Raw genomic sequence first — 15,299 nt, 5'->3', positions numbered from 1 at the left:
AGCTCTCCTCGGCGGGGTCAGCGGCTAGAGACGTCCTGCACGGCGAACAGCGCGTTCAGCAGGCCGCCGAGCTGCTTCCGCTGCTCGGCGTCCAGTGGGGCCAGGATGTCCTCCGCGGCGGCCAGGCGCGCGCCGCGCAGCTCTCCGAGAGCCTTGCGTCCCGCGTCCGTGAGCTCGATGCGGATCACCCGGCGGTTGGTGGGATCGGGGACGCGACGCACGAGATCACCGGTCTCCAGGCCGTCGACCAGGCTCGTCACGGCACGCGGGACCACTTCGAGGTGCTGGGCGAGGTCGGCCATACGCGGTGGGGTGTCGTACTGCACGAGGGTGCGCAGCAGGCGCGACTGGGCCGGGGTGATGCCGATCGGCACCAGATGGCGCTTCTGGATGCGGTGCAGCCTGCGACTCAGCCGCAGCAGCTGTTCGGCGAGCAGTCCGTCGGCGTCCGGGGTGGTCATGCGGGAACATTATCAGGACCTTGTGCATTGTGAGCATAGGTAACAGTGAGCTAGGATCGCTCATCCATCGTCGGTGGTATCTCTGTCGGCGGCCGTCTCACCTCCCGTAGGAGCCCATGCCTCACGACGAACCCAAGTGGACACCGCAGCCGCCGGCCCCCGGCCAAGAGGAACAGCCGCGGCAGATCCGCCGCATCCTGCGCCTCTTCCGCCCCTACCGCGCCCGCCTCGCCATCGTCGGCCTGCTGGTCGGCGCCGCCTCCCTGGTCTCGGTCGCCACTCCCTTCCTGCTGAAGGAGATTCTCGACACCGCGATCCCGCAGGGACGGACGGGCCTGCTGAGCCTGCTTGCCCTGGGGATGATTCTCAGCGCGGTCGTCACCAGCGTTTTCGGCGTGCTGCAGACCCTGATCAGTACGACGGTTGGTCAGCGCGTCATGCACGACCTGCGCACCGCCGTGTACGGCCGGCTGCAGAGCATGTCGCTCGCCTTCTTCACCAGGACCCGCACCGGTGAGGTCCAGTCCCGCATCGCCAGCGACATCGGCGGCATGCAGGCGACGGTCACCTCCACCGCCACCTCCCTGGTCTCGAACTTCACCAGCGTGATCGCCACGATCGTCGCGATGCTCGCCCTCGACTGGCGCCTGACGGTCGTCTCGCTGCTCCTGCTGCCCGTCTTCGTGTGGATCAGCCGCCGGGTCGGCCGCGAGCGCAAGAAGATAGCCACGCAGCGGCAGAAGCAGATGGCCGCGATGGCGGCGACGGTCACCGAATCGCTCTCCGTCAGCGGCATCCTGCTCGGCCGCACGATGGGTCGCGCCGACTCGCTCACCAAGTCCTTCGCCGACGAGTCCGAGCGCCTCGTCGACCTCGAGGTCCGCTCGAACATGGCGGGTCGCTGGCGCATGGCCGTCATCTCGATCGTCATGGCCGCCATGCCCGCAGTCATCTACTGGACCGCGGGCCTCGCCTTCCAGATGGGCGGCCCGACGGTCTCGATCGGTACGCTCGTCGCCTTCGTCTCGCTCCAGCAGGGCCTGTTCCGGCCCACTGTGAGCCTGCTGTCCACCGGTGTGCAGATCCAGACCTCCCTCGCGCTCTTCCAGCGCATCTTCGAGTATCTGGACCTGCCCATCGACATCACCGAGCCCGAGCGCCCGGTGCGCCTGGACCAGATCAAGGGGGAAGTCCGCTTCGAGGACGTCGAGTTCCGCTACGACGGCGACGACGGCCGGAGCCGCCCGATCCTCGACGGCATCGACATCACCGTCCCCGCCGGCGGCAGCCTGGCGGTCGTCGGCCCCACCGGATCGGGAAAGTCGACCCTCAGCTATCTGGTGCCGCGGTTGTACGACGTGACGGGCGGCCGCGTCACGATCGACGGCGTCGACGTGCGCGAGCTGGACTTCGACACGCTGGCCCGTGCGGTCGGTGTCGTCTCCCAGGAGACATATCTCTTCCACGCCTCGATCGCCGAGAACCTGCGCTTCGCCAAGCCCGACGCCACGGACGAGGAACTGATCGCGGCCGCGGGCGCCGCCCAGATCCACGACCACATCGCGTCCCTGCCCGACGGGTACGACACGGTGGTCGGCGAGCGCGGACACCGCTTCTCCGGAGGCGAGAAGCAGCGCCTCGCCATCGCCCGTACGATCCTGCGCGACCCGCCCGTGCTCATCCTGGACGAGGCGACCAGCGCCCTGGACACGCACACCGAGCACGCCGTGCAGGAAGCCATCGACGCCCTGTCCGCCGACCGGACGACGCTTACGATCGCGCACCGGCTCTCCACGGTCCGCGGCGCCGATCAGATCGTGGTCCTGGACGCGGGCCGGACCGCCGAGCGCGGTACCCACGAGGAGCTCCTGGAGAGAGACGGCCGTTACGCCGCCCTGGTCCGAAGAGACGCCCAACTGGAGCCAGCAACATGAAAATATGCACGGTTTGTCCGCATTTGCGGGATATCGTGCCCGCATGCTGCAGACCAAGACTCCGCGCCGGGGCACGATTCGACTGACGCGTCGGGGCCGGATCGCCCTGATCGCGACCGGAGCCGTCGCGGCGGTCACCGCCGTGTCGGTACCGCTGCTGCTCCCGGACGACGACGGACGCCCCGAGTCACTGACCATCCCGGAGGGCTGGCGCTCCAGCCAGGTGTACGGGGCCGTCGACAAGGTCCTCGGTGTGCCGACCGGCACCACGAAGAAGACGCTTCCCAAGGCGGGCCTCAAACTCCCCGGCGACGCGCGCGGCAACCCCGAGGGTTACCTCTTCCCGGCCACGTATCCCATCAGCGACCAGTCGACCCCCGCGTCCGTGCTCTCGTACATGGTGAACACGGCCGCCAAGAAGTTCAGCGGCGGCCAGGTCACGGCCGGCGCCGAACGCAACGCCGTGAACGTCTACCAGACCGTCACCATCGCCAGCATCATCGAAGCCGAGGCGGGCTCCAAGGCGGACATGGGCAAGGTGGCCCGCGTCATCTTCAACCGCCTCGAACAGGGCATGCCGCTGCAGATGGACTCGACGATCAACTACGCCCTGAACCGCTCGACGCTGAACACCCGTGACCGCGACACGGAGATCAACAGCCCTTACAACACCTACGCGCGCATGGGTCTGCCCCCCACCCCGATCGGCAACCCCGGCGAGGAGGCGATGCGCGCGGCAACGAGTCCGACGCCGGGCAACTGGCTGTACTTCGTGACGGTCAAGCCGGGAGACACCCGCTTCACGGCGAGCTTCGAGGAACAGCAGAAGAACGTGGCGGAATTCAACAAGAACAAGAGCAAGGACCAGAAGAAGCAGGACGGCTGAGAACACCCGACGTGCTCGAGCCCGGCGCTCGGATGGCGGCACGAGCGCCGCGCCCTGCGGTCACACCGGGACCGGCACGTCCTCAAGGAGCCGCTTGATGTCCCGCACTGCCGCCCGCCCCGCACGGTTCGCGCCGATCGTGCTGGCCGAGGGCCCGTACCCCACCAGGTGGATGCGCGGGTCGGCGGCGGCGCGGGTGCTCTCGATCCGGATGCCGCCTCCCGCCTCGCGCAGCCGCAGCGGCGCCAAGTGATCGATGGCTGCTCGGAATCCGGTGGCCCAGAGAATGACGTCGGCGTCGACGCGCCGCCCGTCGTCCCACTCGACGCCGCTCGGCGTGATGCGGTCGAACATCGGGAGCCGGTCGAGCACCCCGTCCGCCCGCGCCTGCCGGATGGCGTCGTTGACGGGCAGCCCCGTCACCGACACCACACTCTGCGGCGCGAGCCCCTGCCGCACCCGCTCCTCGACCATGGCGACGGCCGAGCGCCCCCAGTTCTCGTCGAACGGGCCCTCGCGGAAGACGGGCGGGCGCCTGGTGACCCAGGTGGTCTCGGCGGCGAAGGGAGCGATCTCCATCAGGTGCTGGGTGCCCGAGGCCCCACCGCCCACGACGATCACCCGTTGCCCCTTGAACGCCTCGGGCCCCGGATAGACCGCCGTGTGCAACTGCCGCCCACGGAAGGTGTCCTGCCCCGGGTAGCGCGGCCAGAACGGCCGGTCCCACGTGCCCGTGGCGTTGATCAGCGCCCGCGTCGCCCAGGTCCCGGCCGACGTCTCGACCAGCAGACGCCCGCCGTCGCCCTCGCGCACCCGCTGTACGTCGACGGGCCGGTGCACGCGCAGGTCGAAGCGCCGCTCGTACTCCTCGAAGTACTCCCGGATGACCTCTGACGAAGGGCGCGCGGGGTCAGCCCCGGTCAGCTCCATTCCGGGGAGCGAGTGCATGCCGTGCACTTTCCCGTAGGTGAGCGAGGGCCAGCGGAACTGCCACGCGCCGCCGGGGCGCGGTGAGTGGTCCAGGACGACGAAGTCCCGGTCCGGCTCGAAACCGACCCTGCGCAGGTGGTACGCGCTGGACAGGCCCGCCTGCCCGGCGCCGATGACCACCGCGTCCACCTCTTGCGCCGCTTCGTGTGCGGCCGCGTCCCGCGCCCCGATGTCGTTCACGCTTCTACTAACTCCATCGGGGCGCGGGATCTTCCCGCGCAGCCCTCCGGGTCAGCGCCCGCCCGCCACCAGCAGCGGGGCGCCGCCCGGAGCGGAGGCCGGGCGCCCGTTCGCCGCGGGCAGTCCGGACAACCGCGAGACCGGAATCCGGGGCAGCAGCCCGCGCGCCGCCAGATCCGGGATCACACCCTCGCCGAACCAGTACGCCTCCTCCAGATGCGGATAGCCCGAAAGCACGAAGTGCTCGACCCCCAGCGCGTGATACTCCTCGATCCGGTCGGCGACGTCCGCGTGGCTGCCGACGAGCGCGGTGCCAGCGCCGCCCCGTACGAGCCCGACGCCCGCCCACAGGTTCGGCGAGATCTCCAGATCGTCGCGGGAACCGCCGTGCAGCGCGAGCATCCGCTGCTGGCCGACCGACTCGCTGCGTCCGAGCGCCTGCTGGGCGGCGGCGACGGTGTCCGGATCGAGGTCGTCGAGCAGCCGGTGCGCCGTGGCCCACGCCTCGGCGGCGGAATCACGCGAGATGGTGTGAAGGCGGATACCGAACCGGACCGTGCGCCCCTGCTCCTCGGCGAGACCACGAATCCAGTCGATCTTCTGCTTGACCTGCTCGGGCGGCTCGCCCCACGTCAGATACACATCCGTGTGCCGCGCCGCGACAGGACCGGCCGCCGCCGACGAACCACCGAAGAAGATCTCCGGCAGCGGGTCCGGAGGCAGCGCGGTCAGACCGCCCTCCACGTCGTAGTGCTCGCCGTGGAAGTCGAAGGGCTTGCCGCCCCACACGCCTCGTACGACGGACAGGAACTCATCGGTACGGGCGTAACGGCGATCGTGGTCGAGGTGGTCGCCGAAGCGCCGTTGCTCGGTCGAGTCGCCGCCCGTGACGACGTTCAGGAGCAGCCGCCCGCGCGTGATGCGCTGATACGTGGCCGCCATCTGCGCGGCGAGCACCGGCGATATGACACCGGGCCGGAACGCCACCAGGAACTTGAGCCGCTCGGTGTGCTGGGCCAGCGCGACCGTCGTCAGCCAGGCGTCCTCGCACCAGGTGCCGGTCGGGGTCAGCACCGCCTCGAAGCCCAACTGCTCGGAGGCCTTGGCGATCTGGATCAGATAGTCGATATCGGGGGCTCGCACGCCGCTGACCGGCGTGACGCGCGAGCGCTTGATGCCGCCGTCGGTGTAGGCGTGCCGGTCCACGAGGGTGCGGCCGTCGCCGCCGGTCGGCAGGAACCAGTTGAGGTGGACGGTCATCGTCAGGACTCCTTGCGGTATGTGCGCGGCTTGCTGGTCGAGGGCGGCAGGTCGCCGTTGAAGCGGGTGTCGACGAAGTCGCCGAAATCGATGCGGCGCGGAATGAGCTTCTGGTCGGCGAAGGTGTCCGCGATCTCCTGCTCGGAGGTGATCACGTTCTTGTCCACGGCCACCGGGACCCGGGTGCCGTTGGTGCGCTTGACCGCGGCGAGCGCGACCTCGTAGGGCAGCCCGGTGTCCTTCGCCCAGACCTTCGCCCACGCCTCCGGGTGGTCGTAGACCCAGTCCTGGGCCTTGCGCAGCCGCTTGAGGTAGTCGTCGATCGCCGCGGACTTCTTCTTGTCCCTGAGTGCGCCGGGCGCTGCCACCTGGAAGCCGAGGCCGTTGACGACACCGTCACCGTCGGTCAGGACGCGGCCCTTCCTGCTTTCGAGGACCTGCGAGGTGTACGGGTCCCAGACCGCCCAGGCATCCACCTTTCCGCTGGTGAACGCGGCCAGCGCGTCGGCCGGCTGGAGATACTTGACCTTGACGTCCTTGAAGCCGAGCCCGGCCTTCTTGAGGGACGCGATCAGCTGGTAGTGCGCCGACGATCCCTGCGCCACGGCGATGGACCTGCCCTTGAGCTCCTCGGTCTTCTTCAGCTCCGAGCCGTTCGGGACGAGGATCGTCTCGCCCGCCGCGGTGCCGTGGGTCGCGGCCACCACGGAGATCTTCGAGTTCGCTCCGGCGGCGAAGACAGGCGGCGTGTTGCCCACGGCACCGATGTCCACGGCCTTGGCGTTGACGGCCTCCAGGAGGGGCGGCCCGGAGGTGAAGGTGGACCAGCGGATCTTGTACTTCAGGTCGTCGAGCTCCCCGGCCGCGCGCAGCACGGCCTCCGAACCGCCCTTCTGGTCACCGACGTTGAGGGTGAGCGAACCCTGGCCGTCGGTCCCGCCACCGGAGCCGCCGGAGGAGGTGCTGGCGGAGGAGGAGCCGGAGCAGGCGGCGAGCAGCAGGGCCAGGGGGAGGAGCAGGGCGGGGGCGGCGATGTGTCGTCGCATGGTGAGTCCGTTCGGTCCGTTCGTGCTGTTCACGGGGGAGTGGGCATGCGGAGGGTTCACGCCGCGGCCACGGCTTCCGCGGAGTCGTGCGCGTCGACGCCCAGGCGCTGCAGGAGCTCGGCGCGCAGCTCGGCGAAGCGCGGATCGGCGATGCCGCGCGGCCGGTCCAGATCGATCTCGGTCTCGTACGCGATGACCCCGTCGTCCATGACGAGCACCCGGTCGGCCAGGAGCACGGCTTCCTCCACGTCGTGCGTGACGAGCAGGACGGCGCAGCCGCGTCGCTGCCACAGTTCGTCGACGAGACGCTGGGCCTTGATGCGGGTGAGCGCGTCGAGCGCGCCGAACGGCTCGTCGAGCAGCAGCAGATCGGGCTCGCGCACCAGGGCACGGGCGAGGGAGGCGCGTTGCGCCTCGCCGCCGGAGAGCGTCTTGGGCCAGGCGTTCGTGCGGTGCTTGAGGCCGACCTCCTCCAACGCCCGCTCGGCGACGCCGCGTTCGGGCTTTCCCTTCAGCCCGAGCAGGACGTTGCGCCACACGCGCTTCCAGGGCATGAGCCGGGGTGCCTGGAACGCCACGGCCTTGCGGCGGGGCACGAGGACCGTCCCCTCGATGTCCCGGTCGAGCCCGGCGAGGATGCGCAACAGGGTCGACTTGCCGCAGCCGCTGCGCCCGAGCAGCGCCACGAACTCGCCCGGCCGTACGTCGAGGTCAAGGTGATCGATGACGGCACGCCCGTCGAAGGAGCGGGTCAGCTCCTGGACCCGTACGGCCGAAGTGGCCCGAGTCGTGGGCGCATGGGGGGTCACCGGCCGGTGAACGTCGGTCGCCATTGCAGCAGCAGCCTTTCGAGGGTACGGACGATGAAGTCGGCGATGAGGCCGAGGAAGGCGTAGACGATCAGGCAGACGACGATGACGTCGGTCCGCAGGAAGTCACGCGCCTGGACCATCAGGAAGCCGATCCCGGAGTCCGCGTTGATCTGTTCGGCGAAGACGAGGGCGAGCCAGGCGATGCCCAGGGAGTACCGCAGCCCGGTCATCGCACCCGGCAGCGCGCCCGGCAGGATGACGTGCCGCACGAGCCCCCACCGCGAGAGCCCGAGGGACTCCCCGGCCTCGATGAGCTGTGAGTCGACCCCGCGGATGCCCGCGTACACGTTCAGATAGAGCGGGAAGGAGACGCCCAACGTGATGATGGCGACCTTGGGTGCCTCGCCGATGCCGAACCAGATGATGAACAGCGGGATGAGCCCGACGAACGGCACGGTGCGCAGCATCTGCACGCTGGCGTCGACGAGGTCCTCGCCGACGCGGAAAAGCCCGGAAACGAGCGCGAGCGAGGTCCCGACGACGGTGCCGAGCAGGAGCCCCACCGCGACCCGTTGGAGGGAGACCCCCATGGCGGAGGTCAGTGAACCGTCGGCGAGGAGATCACGGGCGACGCCGGCGATGGTCCCCGGCGAGGCGAGGATGTCCTGGGGCAACGCCCCTGTGGAGCTCAGGACTTGCCACAGGGCGAGGAGCGCCAGGGGGCCGGAGGTGCGGCGCAGCCAGCGGGGGACGCGGGTGCGGCGGGTGGATGAGGGGGTGAGGGGGACGAGGTCGTACCTCGATATCTCCGAAATATCGGGTACGGGACTCGGCGGGGCATGGCTGATGCTCATGGGTGCTCCACGGCAGGAGGGAGGGGTGCCCGAAGGGCCTACGCGCGGGATGGCGACATCAACCGCGCGAGGGCAGCAGGGCAGAGAAGAGCGAAGAGAGAAAAGCGGGCTGAGGAGGCGTCAGCAGCCGCGGGGACACGCAGCAGAGGCCACCCGCAGCAGGTCGATGTGACCGCGCGTGGTGAGCAGGGCTGAACGCAACATGCCGCAGAACGTAGCCAGATCGTCCGCGTACGGTCAATGTCGTCTCGAAAGGCGGACGCCGCATATCAGTGAATGGGAGCGGCGTGAGGGAAGATGGCCCCATGTCCGATGCTTTCACCACCCGTGTCCTGAACGTCACCACTGGCTCGGCGGAGACGGTCTTCGACCTCACCGACGACATCCAGAGCTTCCTGAGTAAGGCGGCGGCCGGCCGTGACGGCCTGCTCAACGTATTCGTCCCGCACGCGACCGCCGGCGTCGCGATCCTGGAGACGGGCGCGGGAAGCGACAACGACTTGCTGGCCGCGCTGCACACCCTGCTCCCGGCCGACGACCGCTGGCAGCACCGGCACGGCAGCCCCGGCCATGGCCGCGACCACGTCCTGCCCGCGCTGGTGCCGCCGCATGCGACGTTGCCGGTGGTGGAGGGGCGCCTGGAGCTGGGGACGTGGCAGTCGGTGTGCCTGGTGGACACGAACAGGGACAATCCCCGGCGCGAGGTGCGGCTGTCGTTCCTCGGGTGAGGGGCTGCCAGGCGGTTTCCGGACGGATCGCGGTCGGATCATGGCCGAGACACGGGTGGTCCGTTGACAGGCGCCCGGGGCGTTCGTAGTTTCTCGAATCGTTGGAAAAATCGATGATTTGAGAAACTGATCATTCTGATTTCGGGGGAATGATGTCCGGACGAACGACGTCGGTGGGCGGGCGGGGGTGGACCCTGGCCGTGGTGTGTGTGGCCACGTTCATGCTGTTGCTCGACCTGACCGTGGTGAACGTGGCGCTGCCCGACATCAGGGATGCGTTCGATGCGAGCTTCACCTCGCTCCAGTGGGTGCTCGACGCCTATGCCCTCGGTCTCGCCGCTGTGCTGCTGACGGCCGGATCGCTGGCCGACCGCCTGGGGCGCAAGCGTGTCTTCAACATCGGCTTCGTCGTGTTCCTGGCGGCCTCGCTCGCCTGCGGCCTCGCGAACGATGCCGTCGTCCTGGCCGTGGCGCGCGGGGTCCAAGGGCTCGGGGGAGCAGTCCTGTTCGCCGTCGGCCCCGCGCTGATCGGGCAGGAGTACCAGGGCAAGGACCGAGGCAGGGCCTTCGGCATCTTCGGTGGTGTGGTCGGCCTGTCCATCGCCTTCGGCCCGCTCATCGGGGGTGCGCTCACCGACGGGCTGAGCTGGCGCTGGATCTTCCTGGTGAACATTCCGGTCGGGCTCCTCGCCATGGCCGTGAGCACGCTGCGGATGCGCGAGTCCCGTGCGGAGTCGGCGCCCGCCGTGGACTGGTGGGGTCTGGTGCTCTTCACCGGCGCGCTGACGCTGCTCGTGCTCGCGCTGCTGCGCGGAGAGGCCGAGGGATGGGGCAGCGCGCCCATCGTCGGCATGTTCGTGGCCTCCGTGGTCCTCCTCGCGGCGTTCGGCGTCGTGGAGGGGCGTCGCGGTGAACAGGCCATGTTCCAGCTGTCGTTGTTCAGGAACAGGACGTTCAACGGGGTGTCGGTGGTGACGCTGTTGTGCGCCGCCGCGACCATGTCCGCGATCTTCCTCCTGGTGTCGTACGTGCAGAACGTCCTTGCGTACTCGCCCTGGGAGACCGGCCTTCGGTTCCTTCCGCTGACGGCGACGCTGTTCGTCGCCGCGGCGATATCGGGGTCGCTGACCACCCGGGTGCCGCAGCGGCTGCTGATGGGGACGTCCCTCGCCCTCATCGCCCTCGGGCTTTCCCTGGTCGCGCTCAGCGGGCCGGACACGTCCTGGACCGCGTTGCTGCCGAGCATGTTCGGGATCGGCCTGGGCATGGGGCTTTTCAATCCGCCGCGCGCGTCGCTGTCCATCGCCGTCGTGGAACCGTCCAAGGCGGGCATGGCATCGGGGATCAACGAGACGTTCCAGCAGGTGGGCGTCGCGATCGGCATCGCGGGCTTCGGTGCCGCGTTCCAGGGCAGGGTGAGCGACCTCTTCGCGCAGTCCGATGCGGGTAGGCAACTGGGCGCGTCCGCCCACGAGTTCGGCGAGGCCGTGGCGGCGGGCGGTGGCGCGGAGGCGGCCGGCCGTGCGCCCGCCGGGATGGCTCCCGCACTCGAAGCAGCCGCCCGCACCGCCTTCGTGGACGGGCTGACGGATGTGATGTTCGTGTGCGCGGTCGTCGCCGCCGTCGGCGCGCTCGTGGGATTCGCCTTCGTCCGTACGCGCGATCTGCACGAGAGCGCCCGGGGCGAGAGCGGGAACATCGAGAACGGGGCAGAGGTGAACGGCGCGGACGCGCAAGGGCTCTTGGGAGACGAGAGCGCCGGAGTGCCGGCCGTGGCCCAGCCCGTGCGAGCCGGGGGAGATGGGTAGCCCGGTCGGGGACGGCCTGGCCACCCGCCCTACCGGGCGCGGCACGCACCCTGGGTGACACCGGCCTTGGAGGCCGGTGTCACCGCCAGTACCCTTGACGTGATCGACGATCGCCGCAGGGGATGTTCGACATCACCGAGCAACAGCCTCCCCGGGCCGGTCGTTTCACCGACATCTCAGCAGCGCTCAGCAGCTCTCAGTTGCTTTCAAAGCGCTCAGAAGCAAAGGGGACGGCCCGGATGACAGAGGCGACGCCCGTCCCGGCGCAATCCGCCGGGCTCGATTTCCCCCTCGTCCGCAGGACCGGTTATCTGCTGAACAAGGCCGGATCGATCCTCATGGAGGACGCGGAGCGGGTCCTCATGGCGCAGGGCATGCGCCTGCGCTATTTCTACGTCCTCGCGGCGCTGGAAAGCGATCTGAGCCTGTCTCAGCAGGATCTCAGCCGACTCCTCCACCTCGACCCGACGACCATGGTGGCTCTGATCGACGAGATGGAGCGGGCCGGCCATGTGGAGCGGCGGCGCAACCCGGCAGACCGCAGGCGCTACATCCTGCGCCTCACCGACGGCGGCCGCGAGGCCCTTGAGCAGGCCGGACGCGCAGTGGACGCCGTGGAGCGGGACTTCCTGTCCGCCGTGCCCGCACAGGATCGCGACCGGCTGCGGGCACTGCTCGGTGATCTGCTCGCCGACCGCTGGCCGCGCGTGATCGCCTGCGAGTGACGTTCGGCCGAATTCCGTAATTGTTCCGGTGCAACTGGAATTATAGAATCCCTTTCTGAGGTTTTCTTTATGTGGATCTGTGGAGGCCGTCACAGATTCCCTTAAGTAATTGCTTTCCCCTTGGCGTGCTGGCTAGTGTTTTTTCTGTCCGGGCCGCTTGGCCCGCGACACGGGGGAAGGTAAACGGGGAATGGGCAACAAGGAATTACTATACGGATCTCTGGATAGCTGTCTCGGCCCTGGCAGCTCCCGCTTTTTCGGAAGCGGATACAAACGCGTCACTCAAGGCCTCAAGAACATCACCACCGACGGCTCCGCCGAGCCGGGAGCGCTCGTCACCGCGCGGGGCACGCTCACCTATCCGAGCGACTGGTCCCGCAAGACGGGCGTCGGTGAGCTGCGACCGCATCTGAGCAGCATCGACGCGCTGGTGCTCGCCGCGAACCTCGCGGAGACGCACCTGGCCCGGGCCTTCGGGCTCGGAGCCGCCGAGCGGCGCAGGATCTGGCTGCGCCGGGCCGACGTACGGGCCGGCAGCACGCCGCACGAAGACCTCGCGGACTTTCCCGTGCACGGCAGGCTGGTAGCCGTCGAAGGTCCGACGGGCGAGCGCCCCATGCCGGCCAGTACGTTCGACTGCCGGGTCGGGAGCCTGAAAGTGCGCTGCACGCTCGTGCACGAACAGGGCGGCGGGGCGGGAACACCGGCCACGTACTCCGACGAGAAGCAGGCACTCGGGCCCGCGCGAGCCCGCCACTACGGAGTGGGCTACAAGCAGCGCGAACAGTACGCCGAGCAGGTCCGCGTCGACCTCGAACGGCAGGAGGTCCGAGGGCTGCAGCGCGTCGTCGCCACCGGCGAGGAGGCGCACACCTGTGGAGCGGAAGCGGCCTACCGGCCGTCGGTCTCCCTGGTCGACGCGCTCGTGGGCGTGGCCCAGCTGGCCCAGATCCTGCTCTACGCACAGGACGGGTTGTCCCGCGGCAACACCGACACGCTCTGGATGAGGCGTTTCGTCATCAGCGCGGGCACACCGGTGCGCCCTCTGGGCCACAGCTTCACTCCCACCGTGCGCACCGCGAGCTCACGGCTCCTGCCCATGGGCGACGCCCGCTGGCGCACCGCGGAACTCGCGGTGGACGATTTCGCGGGGATTGACGGGCGATGCTGGCTGGCACACCGGCTGCCCGCCGCCGCGTAATCGCACTGCCGCATTTCTGCCGGCTGTATCCGCGCCCAATTCGCACCAGAGTGCACGCAAGAAACGCAACGGGGGAAACAGATCATGCGCTTTACGCCCACGCTCCGATTAGGAGACGTGCTCGTCGTACTCGAAGGACCGGCCCGCATGCTCTGGAAGGAGCGTGCCGCCGGGCCGGAAACAAGGCAGTGGCCACCGGCAGGAACGCAGTGGACACCGACGGGAATATGGCCGGACACAGAGCAGCGTGCCGAGGTGTGCGAGCACCTGGACGGGGAACGGCCGCTGCTCGTCCTCCTTGACGAGGCCCGATGCCGGGTGCCCATGCTGCGCGAGGAGTGGCAGGCCGCGCCCTGCCGACTGCTGCGCGACCAGACGGGCGCCGGTTTCGACGACCCCGCGGACGACGAGGTCGTCGAGGTCAGCCTGCCGTTCCTCGACTGGCTGCCCGAGGCGGACAGGAAGCGCGCCGCGCGCTTCCTCGCGGAGAGCGACGCGGAACTGTCCCGTACTCCGATGGCGTTCCTGCCGCCGCTGATGACCGAGGAGCGGCGCGACGGAGTGCCGCTGAGCCCCCGGTTCGCGAGGCGGCTGCTGCCGAACGCGCTGACAGCGGACCGCCTCGCCGCAGCCGTCGAGCATCTGTTCGCCGAGGCTTCGCAGTACTGCGCGGCAGCGACCGGCTCGGCGAGGTGACCCATGAACCCGCTGAACCCGCTGAACCCGCTCCCCAGCCTGGAGGAGATCGGTCTCCGGATTGTCGCGGCAGCCACGCGGAATCTGGCGGTCAGTGGCCGACGGACGGCGGAAGGCCGCAGTCGGCAGGCGAAGGACGTCACCGTCCCGAGGAGTCACTGATGGGACGTTCGGTCATGGTCACCGATGGCAACCGCGGTATCGGACTCGCCGTGGCGACCGCCCTGGCGGCCGACGGCGATCGTGTCGCCGTCACCCACCGGGACGCCGCACCGCCTGGCGGACTGCTCGGCGTCCCCGCCGAGATGACGGACTCCGGCAGCGTCGACGCCGCCTTCAAGGAAGCGGAGGCCGCCCACGGGCCGGTAGAAGTGCTCGTCGTCAACGCGGGCATCACCCGGGACGTCCTGATGCTGCGCATGGACGAGCAGGACTTCACGGACGTCGTCGACGTCAATCTGCACGGCGCCTTCCGTACGGTGCGACGTGCCGTGCGCGGCATGGTGCGGGCACGCTGGGGGCGGATCGTGCTGATCTCCTCCATGACCTACGCGTACGGAGCGCCGGGCCAGGTCAACTACGCGGCTGCCAAAGCCGGAATGCTCGGCATGGCCCGCTCCCTCGCCTGGGAGCTCGGCCCCAGGAACATCACGGTCAACGTCGTCGCACCAGGCCTGATCGACACGGCCATGAGCCGCGAGATCACTGATCAGCGACGCGAACACCTGCTGTCCATCACTCCGCTCGGCCGCGTCGGCGAAGCCGATGATGTCGCCGCCGCCGTGCGCTACCTCGCCGGCGAATCGGGTCGCTTCGTCACCGGAGCGGTCCTGCCGGTCAGCGGCGGCCTGGGCCTGGGCGGCTGACCACATCACCCCACGCCCCGGCTCCGGCCGGGGCACCCACAACGGGAAGAGAGCACACCATGGGGAACACCATCACCCCCCTACCGCACAGCGGCCTGCACCTGGCGATCTCCGGAACGTACTCCAGCGGCAAGAGCACCACGACCGAGACGTTGTCGATGGCGACGGGCATTCCCCGTACGCACGCGATGACAGCCCGGGAGATCCTGGCGGACCTCGTACCGGGCAAGCAGGTCCAGGAACTCAGTGCGATGGAACTGACGATGCTCGGGCTGCGCCGGCTCGAGGAGCGGATCCACCACGAGGCGGGCCAGGGGCCGTTCATCTCGGATGGCTCCGTGATCCACGAGTGGATCTACGGCGAGGCACGCATGCGGGTCGGCATCAATCCCGGCGCGAACCTGTTCCTGCGGGCGGTGAAGAACATGGCCGGGCTTCCTGTGAAGCGGTTCTACCGCCAGTACATGGATGCCTACGGCGCGGTCGCCAAGGCCCGTGCCAAGCGGACCTATGACGCCTATGTGCACCTGCCGGTCGAGTTCGAGCTGAAGGCCGACGGACACCGGCCGGTCTCCGAGAAGTTCCGCAGGATGTCCGACGACCTGCTGATCGAGACCCTGGAGGAGCTGGAGATCCCCTACCACGTGGTGGGCGGGAGCGTCCGCGAACGCGTGGAACGGATCATCGACATCTTCGACCTGCCCCTGGTGATGCCGCTCGACGAAGCGATCGAACAAGCCGGCGTGAAGGTGCGCAGGGCCGCCGCGATCCTGGAACAGGACGCCCGCTTCCACGAGGCTCAGCGGGCCAAGTCCCTACGGCGGCGCGTCTCGTACGCGGTGCGCTTTTGAA

At 69.2% G+C, this 15,299-nt stretch carries 17 protein-coding genes; 10 read left to right on the top strand and 7 right to left on the bottom strand.

Annotated features, from left to right (window positions below; genetic code table 11):
• Positions 1-17: 17 nt before the first annotated feature.
• Complete coding sequence (locus ACZ5WE_RS08245) at positions 18-461, bottom strand: MarR family winged helix-turn-helix transcriptional regulator (RefSeq protein WP_467684578.1); 444 nt, start codon at positions 459-461, stop codon at positions 18-20.
• 116 nt (positions 462-577) lie between these two features.
• Here ACZ5WE_RS08245 and ACZ5WE_RS08240 point away from each other — a divergent pair, with 116 nt between their 5' ends.
• Together ACZ5WE_RS08240 and mltG are read left to right on the top strand one after the other, a co-directional pair.
• The gene (locus ACZ5WE_RS08240; RefSeq protein ID WP_467684580.1) at positions 578-2,395 is read left to right on the top strand and encodes an ABC transporter ATP-binding protein; all 1,818 of its coding nucleotides are present in this window, start codon (positions 578-580) and stop codon (positions 2,393-2,395) included.
• 46 nt (positions 2,396-2,441) lie between these two features.
• Complete coding sequence (gene mltG, locus ACZ5WE_RS08235) at positions 2,442-3,281, top strand: endolytic transglycosylase MltG (protein WP_467685180.1); 840 nt, start codon at positions 2,442-2,444, stop codon at positions 3,279-3,281.
• Between the two features lie 60 nt (positions 3,282-3,341).
• Here mltG and ACZ5WE_RS08230 read toward each other — a convergent pair whose 3' ends face one another.
• The 6 genes from ACZ5WE_RS08230 to ACZ5WE_RS08205 all read right to left on the bottom strand — a co-directional run bounded on the left by ACZ5WE_RS08230 (position 3,342) and on the right by ACZ5WE_RS08205 (position 8,627).
• Positions 3,342-4,451 carry an NAD(P)-binding domain-containing protein gene (locus ACZ5WE_RS08230; RefSeq protein WP_467684582.1) on the bottom strand — a complete coding sequence of 370 codons (1,110 nt, stop codon included), beginning with the start codon at positions 4,449-4,451 and terminating at the stop codon, positions 3,342-3,344.
• Positions 4,452-4,502: 51 nt separating this feature from the next.
• Complete coding sequence (locus ACZ5WE_RS08225) at positions 4,503-5,711, bottom strand: LLM class flavin-dependent oxidoreductase (RefSeq protein ID WP_467684584.1); 1,209 nt, start codon at positions 5,709-5,711, stop codon at positions 4,503-4,505.
• 2 nt (positions 5,712-5,713) lie between these two features.
• Entirely contained in the window at positions 5,714-6,757 is a 1,044-nt protein-coding gene (locus ACZ5WE_RS08220; protein ID WP_467684586.1) for an ABC transporter substrate-binding protein, read from the bottom strand.
• 56 nt (positions 6,758-6,813) lie between these two features.
• Positions 6,814-7,590, bottom strand: coding sequence for an ABC transporter ATP-binding protein (locus ACZ5WE_RS08215; RefSeq protein WP_467684588.1), 777 nt, complete (start codon positions 7,588-7,590; stop codon positions 6,814-6,816).
• On the bottom strand, positions 7,563-8,423 hold the full coding sequence (locus tag ACZ5WE_RS08210) for an ABC transporter permease (RefSeq protein WP_467684590.1): 861 nt from the start codon (positions 8,421-8,423) through the stop codon (positions 7,563-7,565). Before ACZ5WE_RS08210 ends, ACZ5WE_RS08215 begins: the two co-directional genes overlap by 28 nt.
• Positions 8,424-8,543: 120 nt before the next feature.
• A complete protein-coding gene (locus ACZ5WE_RS08205; protein WP_363206664.1) occupies positions 8,544-8,627 on the bottom strand; it encodes a putative leader peptide in 84 nt (27 codons plus the stop codon).
• Positions 8,628-8,728: 101 nt separating this feature from the next.
• Between ACZ5WE_RS08205 and ACZ5WE_RS08200 the strand changes: the two genes are divergently transcribed.
• From ACZ5WE_RS08200 to ACZ5WE_RS08165, 8 genes are all read left to right on the top strand, one after another.
• The gene (locus tag ACZ5WE_RS08200; protein WP_467684591.1) at positions 8,729-9,151 is read left to right on the top strand and encodes a secondary thiamine-phosphate synthase enzyme YjbQ; all 423 of its coding nucleotides are present in this window, start codon (positions 8,729-8,731) and stop codon (positions 9,149-9,151) included.
• A gap of 149 nt (positions 9,152-9,300) precedes the next feature.
• Entirely contained in the window at positions 9,301-10,959 is a 1,659-nt protein-coding gene (locus tag ACZ5WE_RS08195; RefSeq protein ID WP_467684593.1) for an MFS transporter, read from the top strand.
• A 239-nt stretch (positions 10,960-11,198) separates the two neighbouring features.
• Positions 11,199-11,684 carry a MarR family winged helix-turn-helix transcriptional regulator gene (locus ACZ5WE_RS08190; protein WP_467684595.1) on the top strand — a complete coding sequence of 162 codons (486 nt, stop codon included), beginning with the start codon at positions 11,199-11,201 and terminating at the stop codon, positions 11,682-11,684.
• A 190-nt stretch (positions 11,685-11,874) separates the two neighbouring features.
• Positions 11,875-12,885, top strand: coding sequence for an AvrD family protein (locus ACZ5WE_RS08185; protein ID WP_467684597.1), 1,011 nt, complete (start codon positions 11,875-11,877; stop codon positions 12,883-12,885).
• 117 nt (positions 12,886-13,002) lie between these two features.
• Positions 13,003-13,581: a hypothetical protein gene (locus tag ACZ5WE_RS08180; RefSeq protein ID WP_467684599.1), complete on the top strand. Its 579-nt coding sequence runs from the start codon at positions 13,003-13,005 to the stop codon at positions 13,579-13,581.
• Positions 13,582-13,584: 3 nt separating this feature from the next.
• Complete coding sequence (locus ACZ5WE_RS08175) at positions 13,585-13,743, top strand: hypothetical protein (RefSeq protein ID WP_467684600.1); 159 nt, start codon at positions 13,585-13,587, stop codon at positions 13,741-13,743.
• On the top strand, positions 13,743-14,447 hold the full coding sequence (gene fabG / locus ACZ5WE_RS08170) for a 3-oxoacyl-ACP reductase FabG (protein ID WP_467684602.1): 705 nt from the start codon (positions 13,743-13,745) through the stop codon (positions 14,445-14,447). The genes ACZ5WE_RS08175 and fabG overlap by 1 nt, the downstream gene beginning before the upstream one ends.
• A 59-nt stretch (positions 14,448-14,506) precedes the next feature.
• Positions 14,507-15,298: an AAA family ATPase gene (locus ACZ5WE_RS08165; RefSeq protein ID WP_467684604.1), complete on the top strand. Its 792-nt coding sequence runs from the start codon at positions 14,507-14,509 to the stop codon at positions 15,296-15,298.
• The last annotated feature ends 1 nt before the right edge of the window (position 15,299 follow it).

It is taken from the genome of Streptomyces sp. NPDC033180, assembly GCF_055577645.1.
The sequence above is the reverse complement of the archived record's forward strand: the minus strand, read 5'-3'. Positions and strand labels throughout refer to the sequence as shown.

Bases quoted from the DNA above. Each gene is read 5' to 3' on its own strand.
- ACZ5WE_RS08240 (WP_467684580.1), top strand. From the start codon at position 578: ATGCCTCACGACGAACCCAAGTGGACACCGCAGCCGCCGGCCCCCGGC.
- ACZ5WE_RS08215 (WP_467684588.1), bottom strand. From the start codon at position 7,590: ATGGCGACCGACGTTCACCGGCCGGTGACCCCCCATGCGCCCACGACT.
- ACZ5WE_RS08245 (WP_467684578.1), bottom strand. From the start codon at position 461: ATGACCACCCCGGACGCCGACGGACTGCTCGCCGAACAGCTGCTGCGG.
- ACZ5WE_RS08190 (WP_467684595.1), top strand. From the start codon at position 11,199: ATGACAGAGGCGACGCCCGTCCCGGCGCAATCCGCCGGGCTCGATTTC.
- ACZ5WE_RS08220 (WP_467684586.1), bottom strand. From the start codon at position 6,757: ATGCGACGACACATCGCCGCCCCCGCCCTGCTCCTCCCCCTGGCCCTG.
- ACZ5WE_RS08195 (WP_467684593.1), top strand. From the start codon at position 9,301: ATGATGTCCGGACGAACGACGTCGGTGGGCGGGCGGGGGTGGACCCTG.
- ACZ5WE_RS08200 (WP_467684591.1), top strand. From the start codon at position 8,729: ATGTCCGATGCTTTCACCACCCGTGTCCTGAACGTCACCACTGGCTCG.
- ACZ5WE_RS08205 (WP_363206664.1), bottom strand. From the start codon at position 8,627: ATGTTGCGTTCAGCCCTGCTCACCACGCGCGGTCACATCGACCTGCTG.
- fabG (WP_467684602.1), top strand. From the start codon at position 13,743: ATGGGACGTTCGGTCATGGTCACCGATGGCAACCGCGGTATCGGACTC.
- ACZ5WE_RS08225 (WP_467684584.1), bottom strand. From the start codon at position 5,711: ATGACCGTCCACCTCAACTGGTTCCTGCCGACCGGCGGCGACGGCCGC.
- ACZ5WE_RS08185 (WP_467684597.1), top strand. From the start codon at position 11,875: ATGGGCAACAAGGAATTACTATACGGATCTCTGGATAGCTGTCTCGGC.
- ACZ5WE_RS08175 (WP_467684600.1), top strand. From the start codon at position 13,585: ATGAACCCGCTGAACCCGCTGAACCCGCTCCCCAGCCTGGAGGAGATC.
- ACZ5WE_RS08165 (WP_467684604.1), top strand. From the start codon at position 14,507: ATGGGGAACACCATCACCCCCCTACCGCACAGCGGCCTGCACCTGGCG.
- ACZ5WE_RS08210 (WP_467684590.1), bottom strand. From the start codon at position 8,423: ATGAGCATCAGCCATGCCCCGCCGAGTCCCGTACCCGATATTTCGGAG.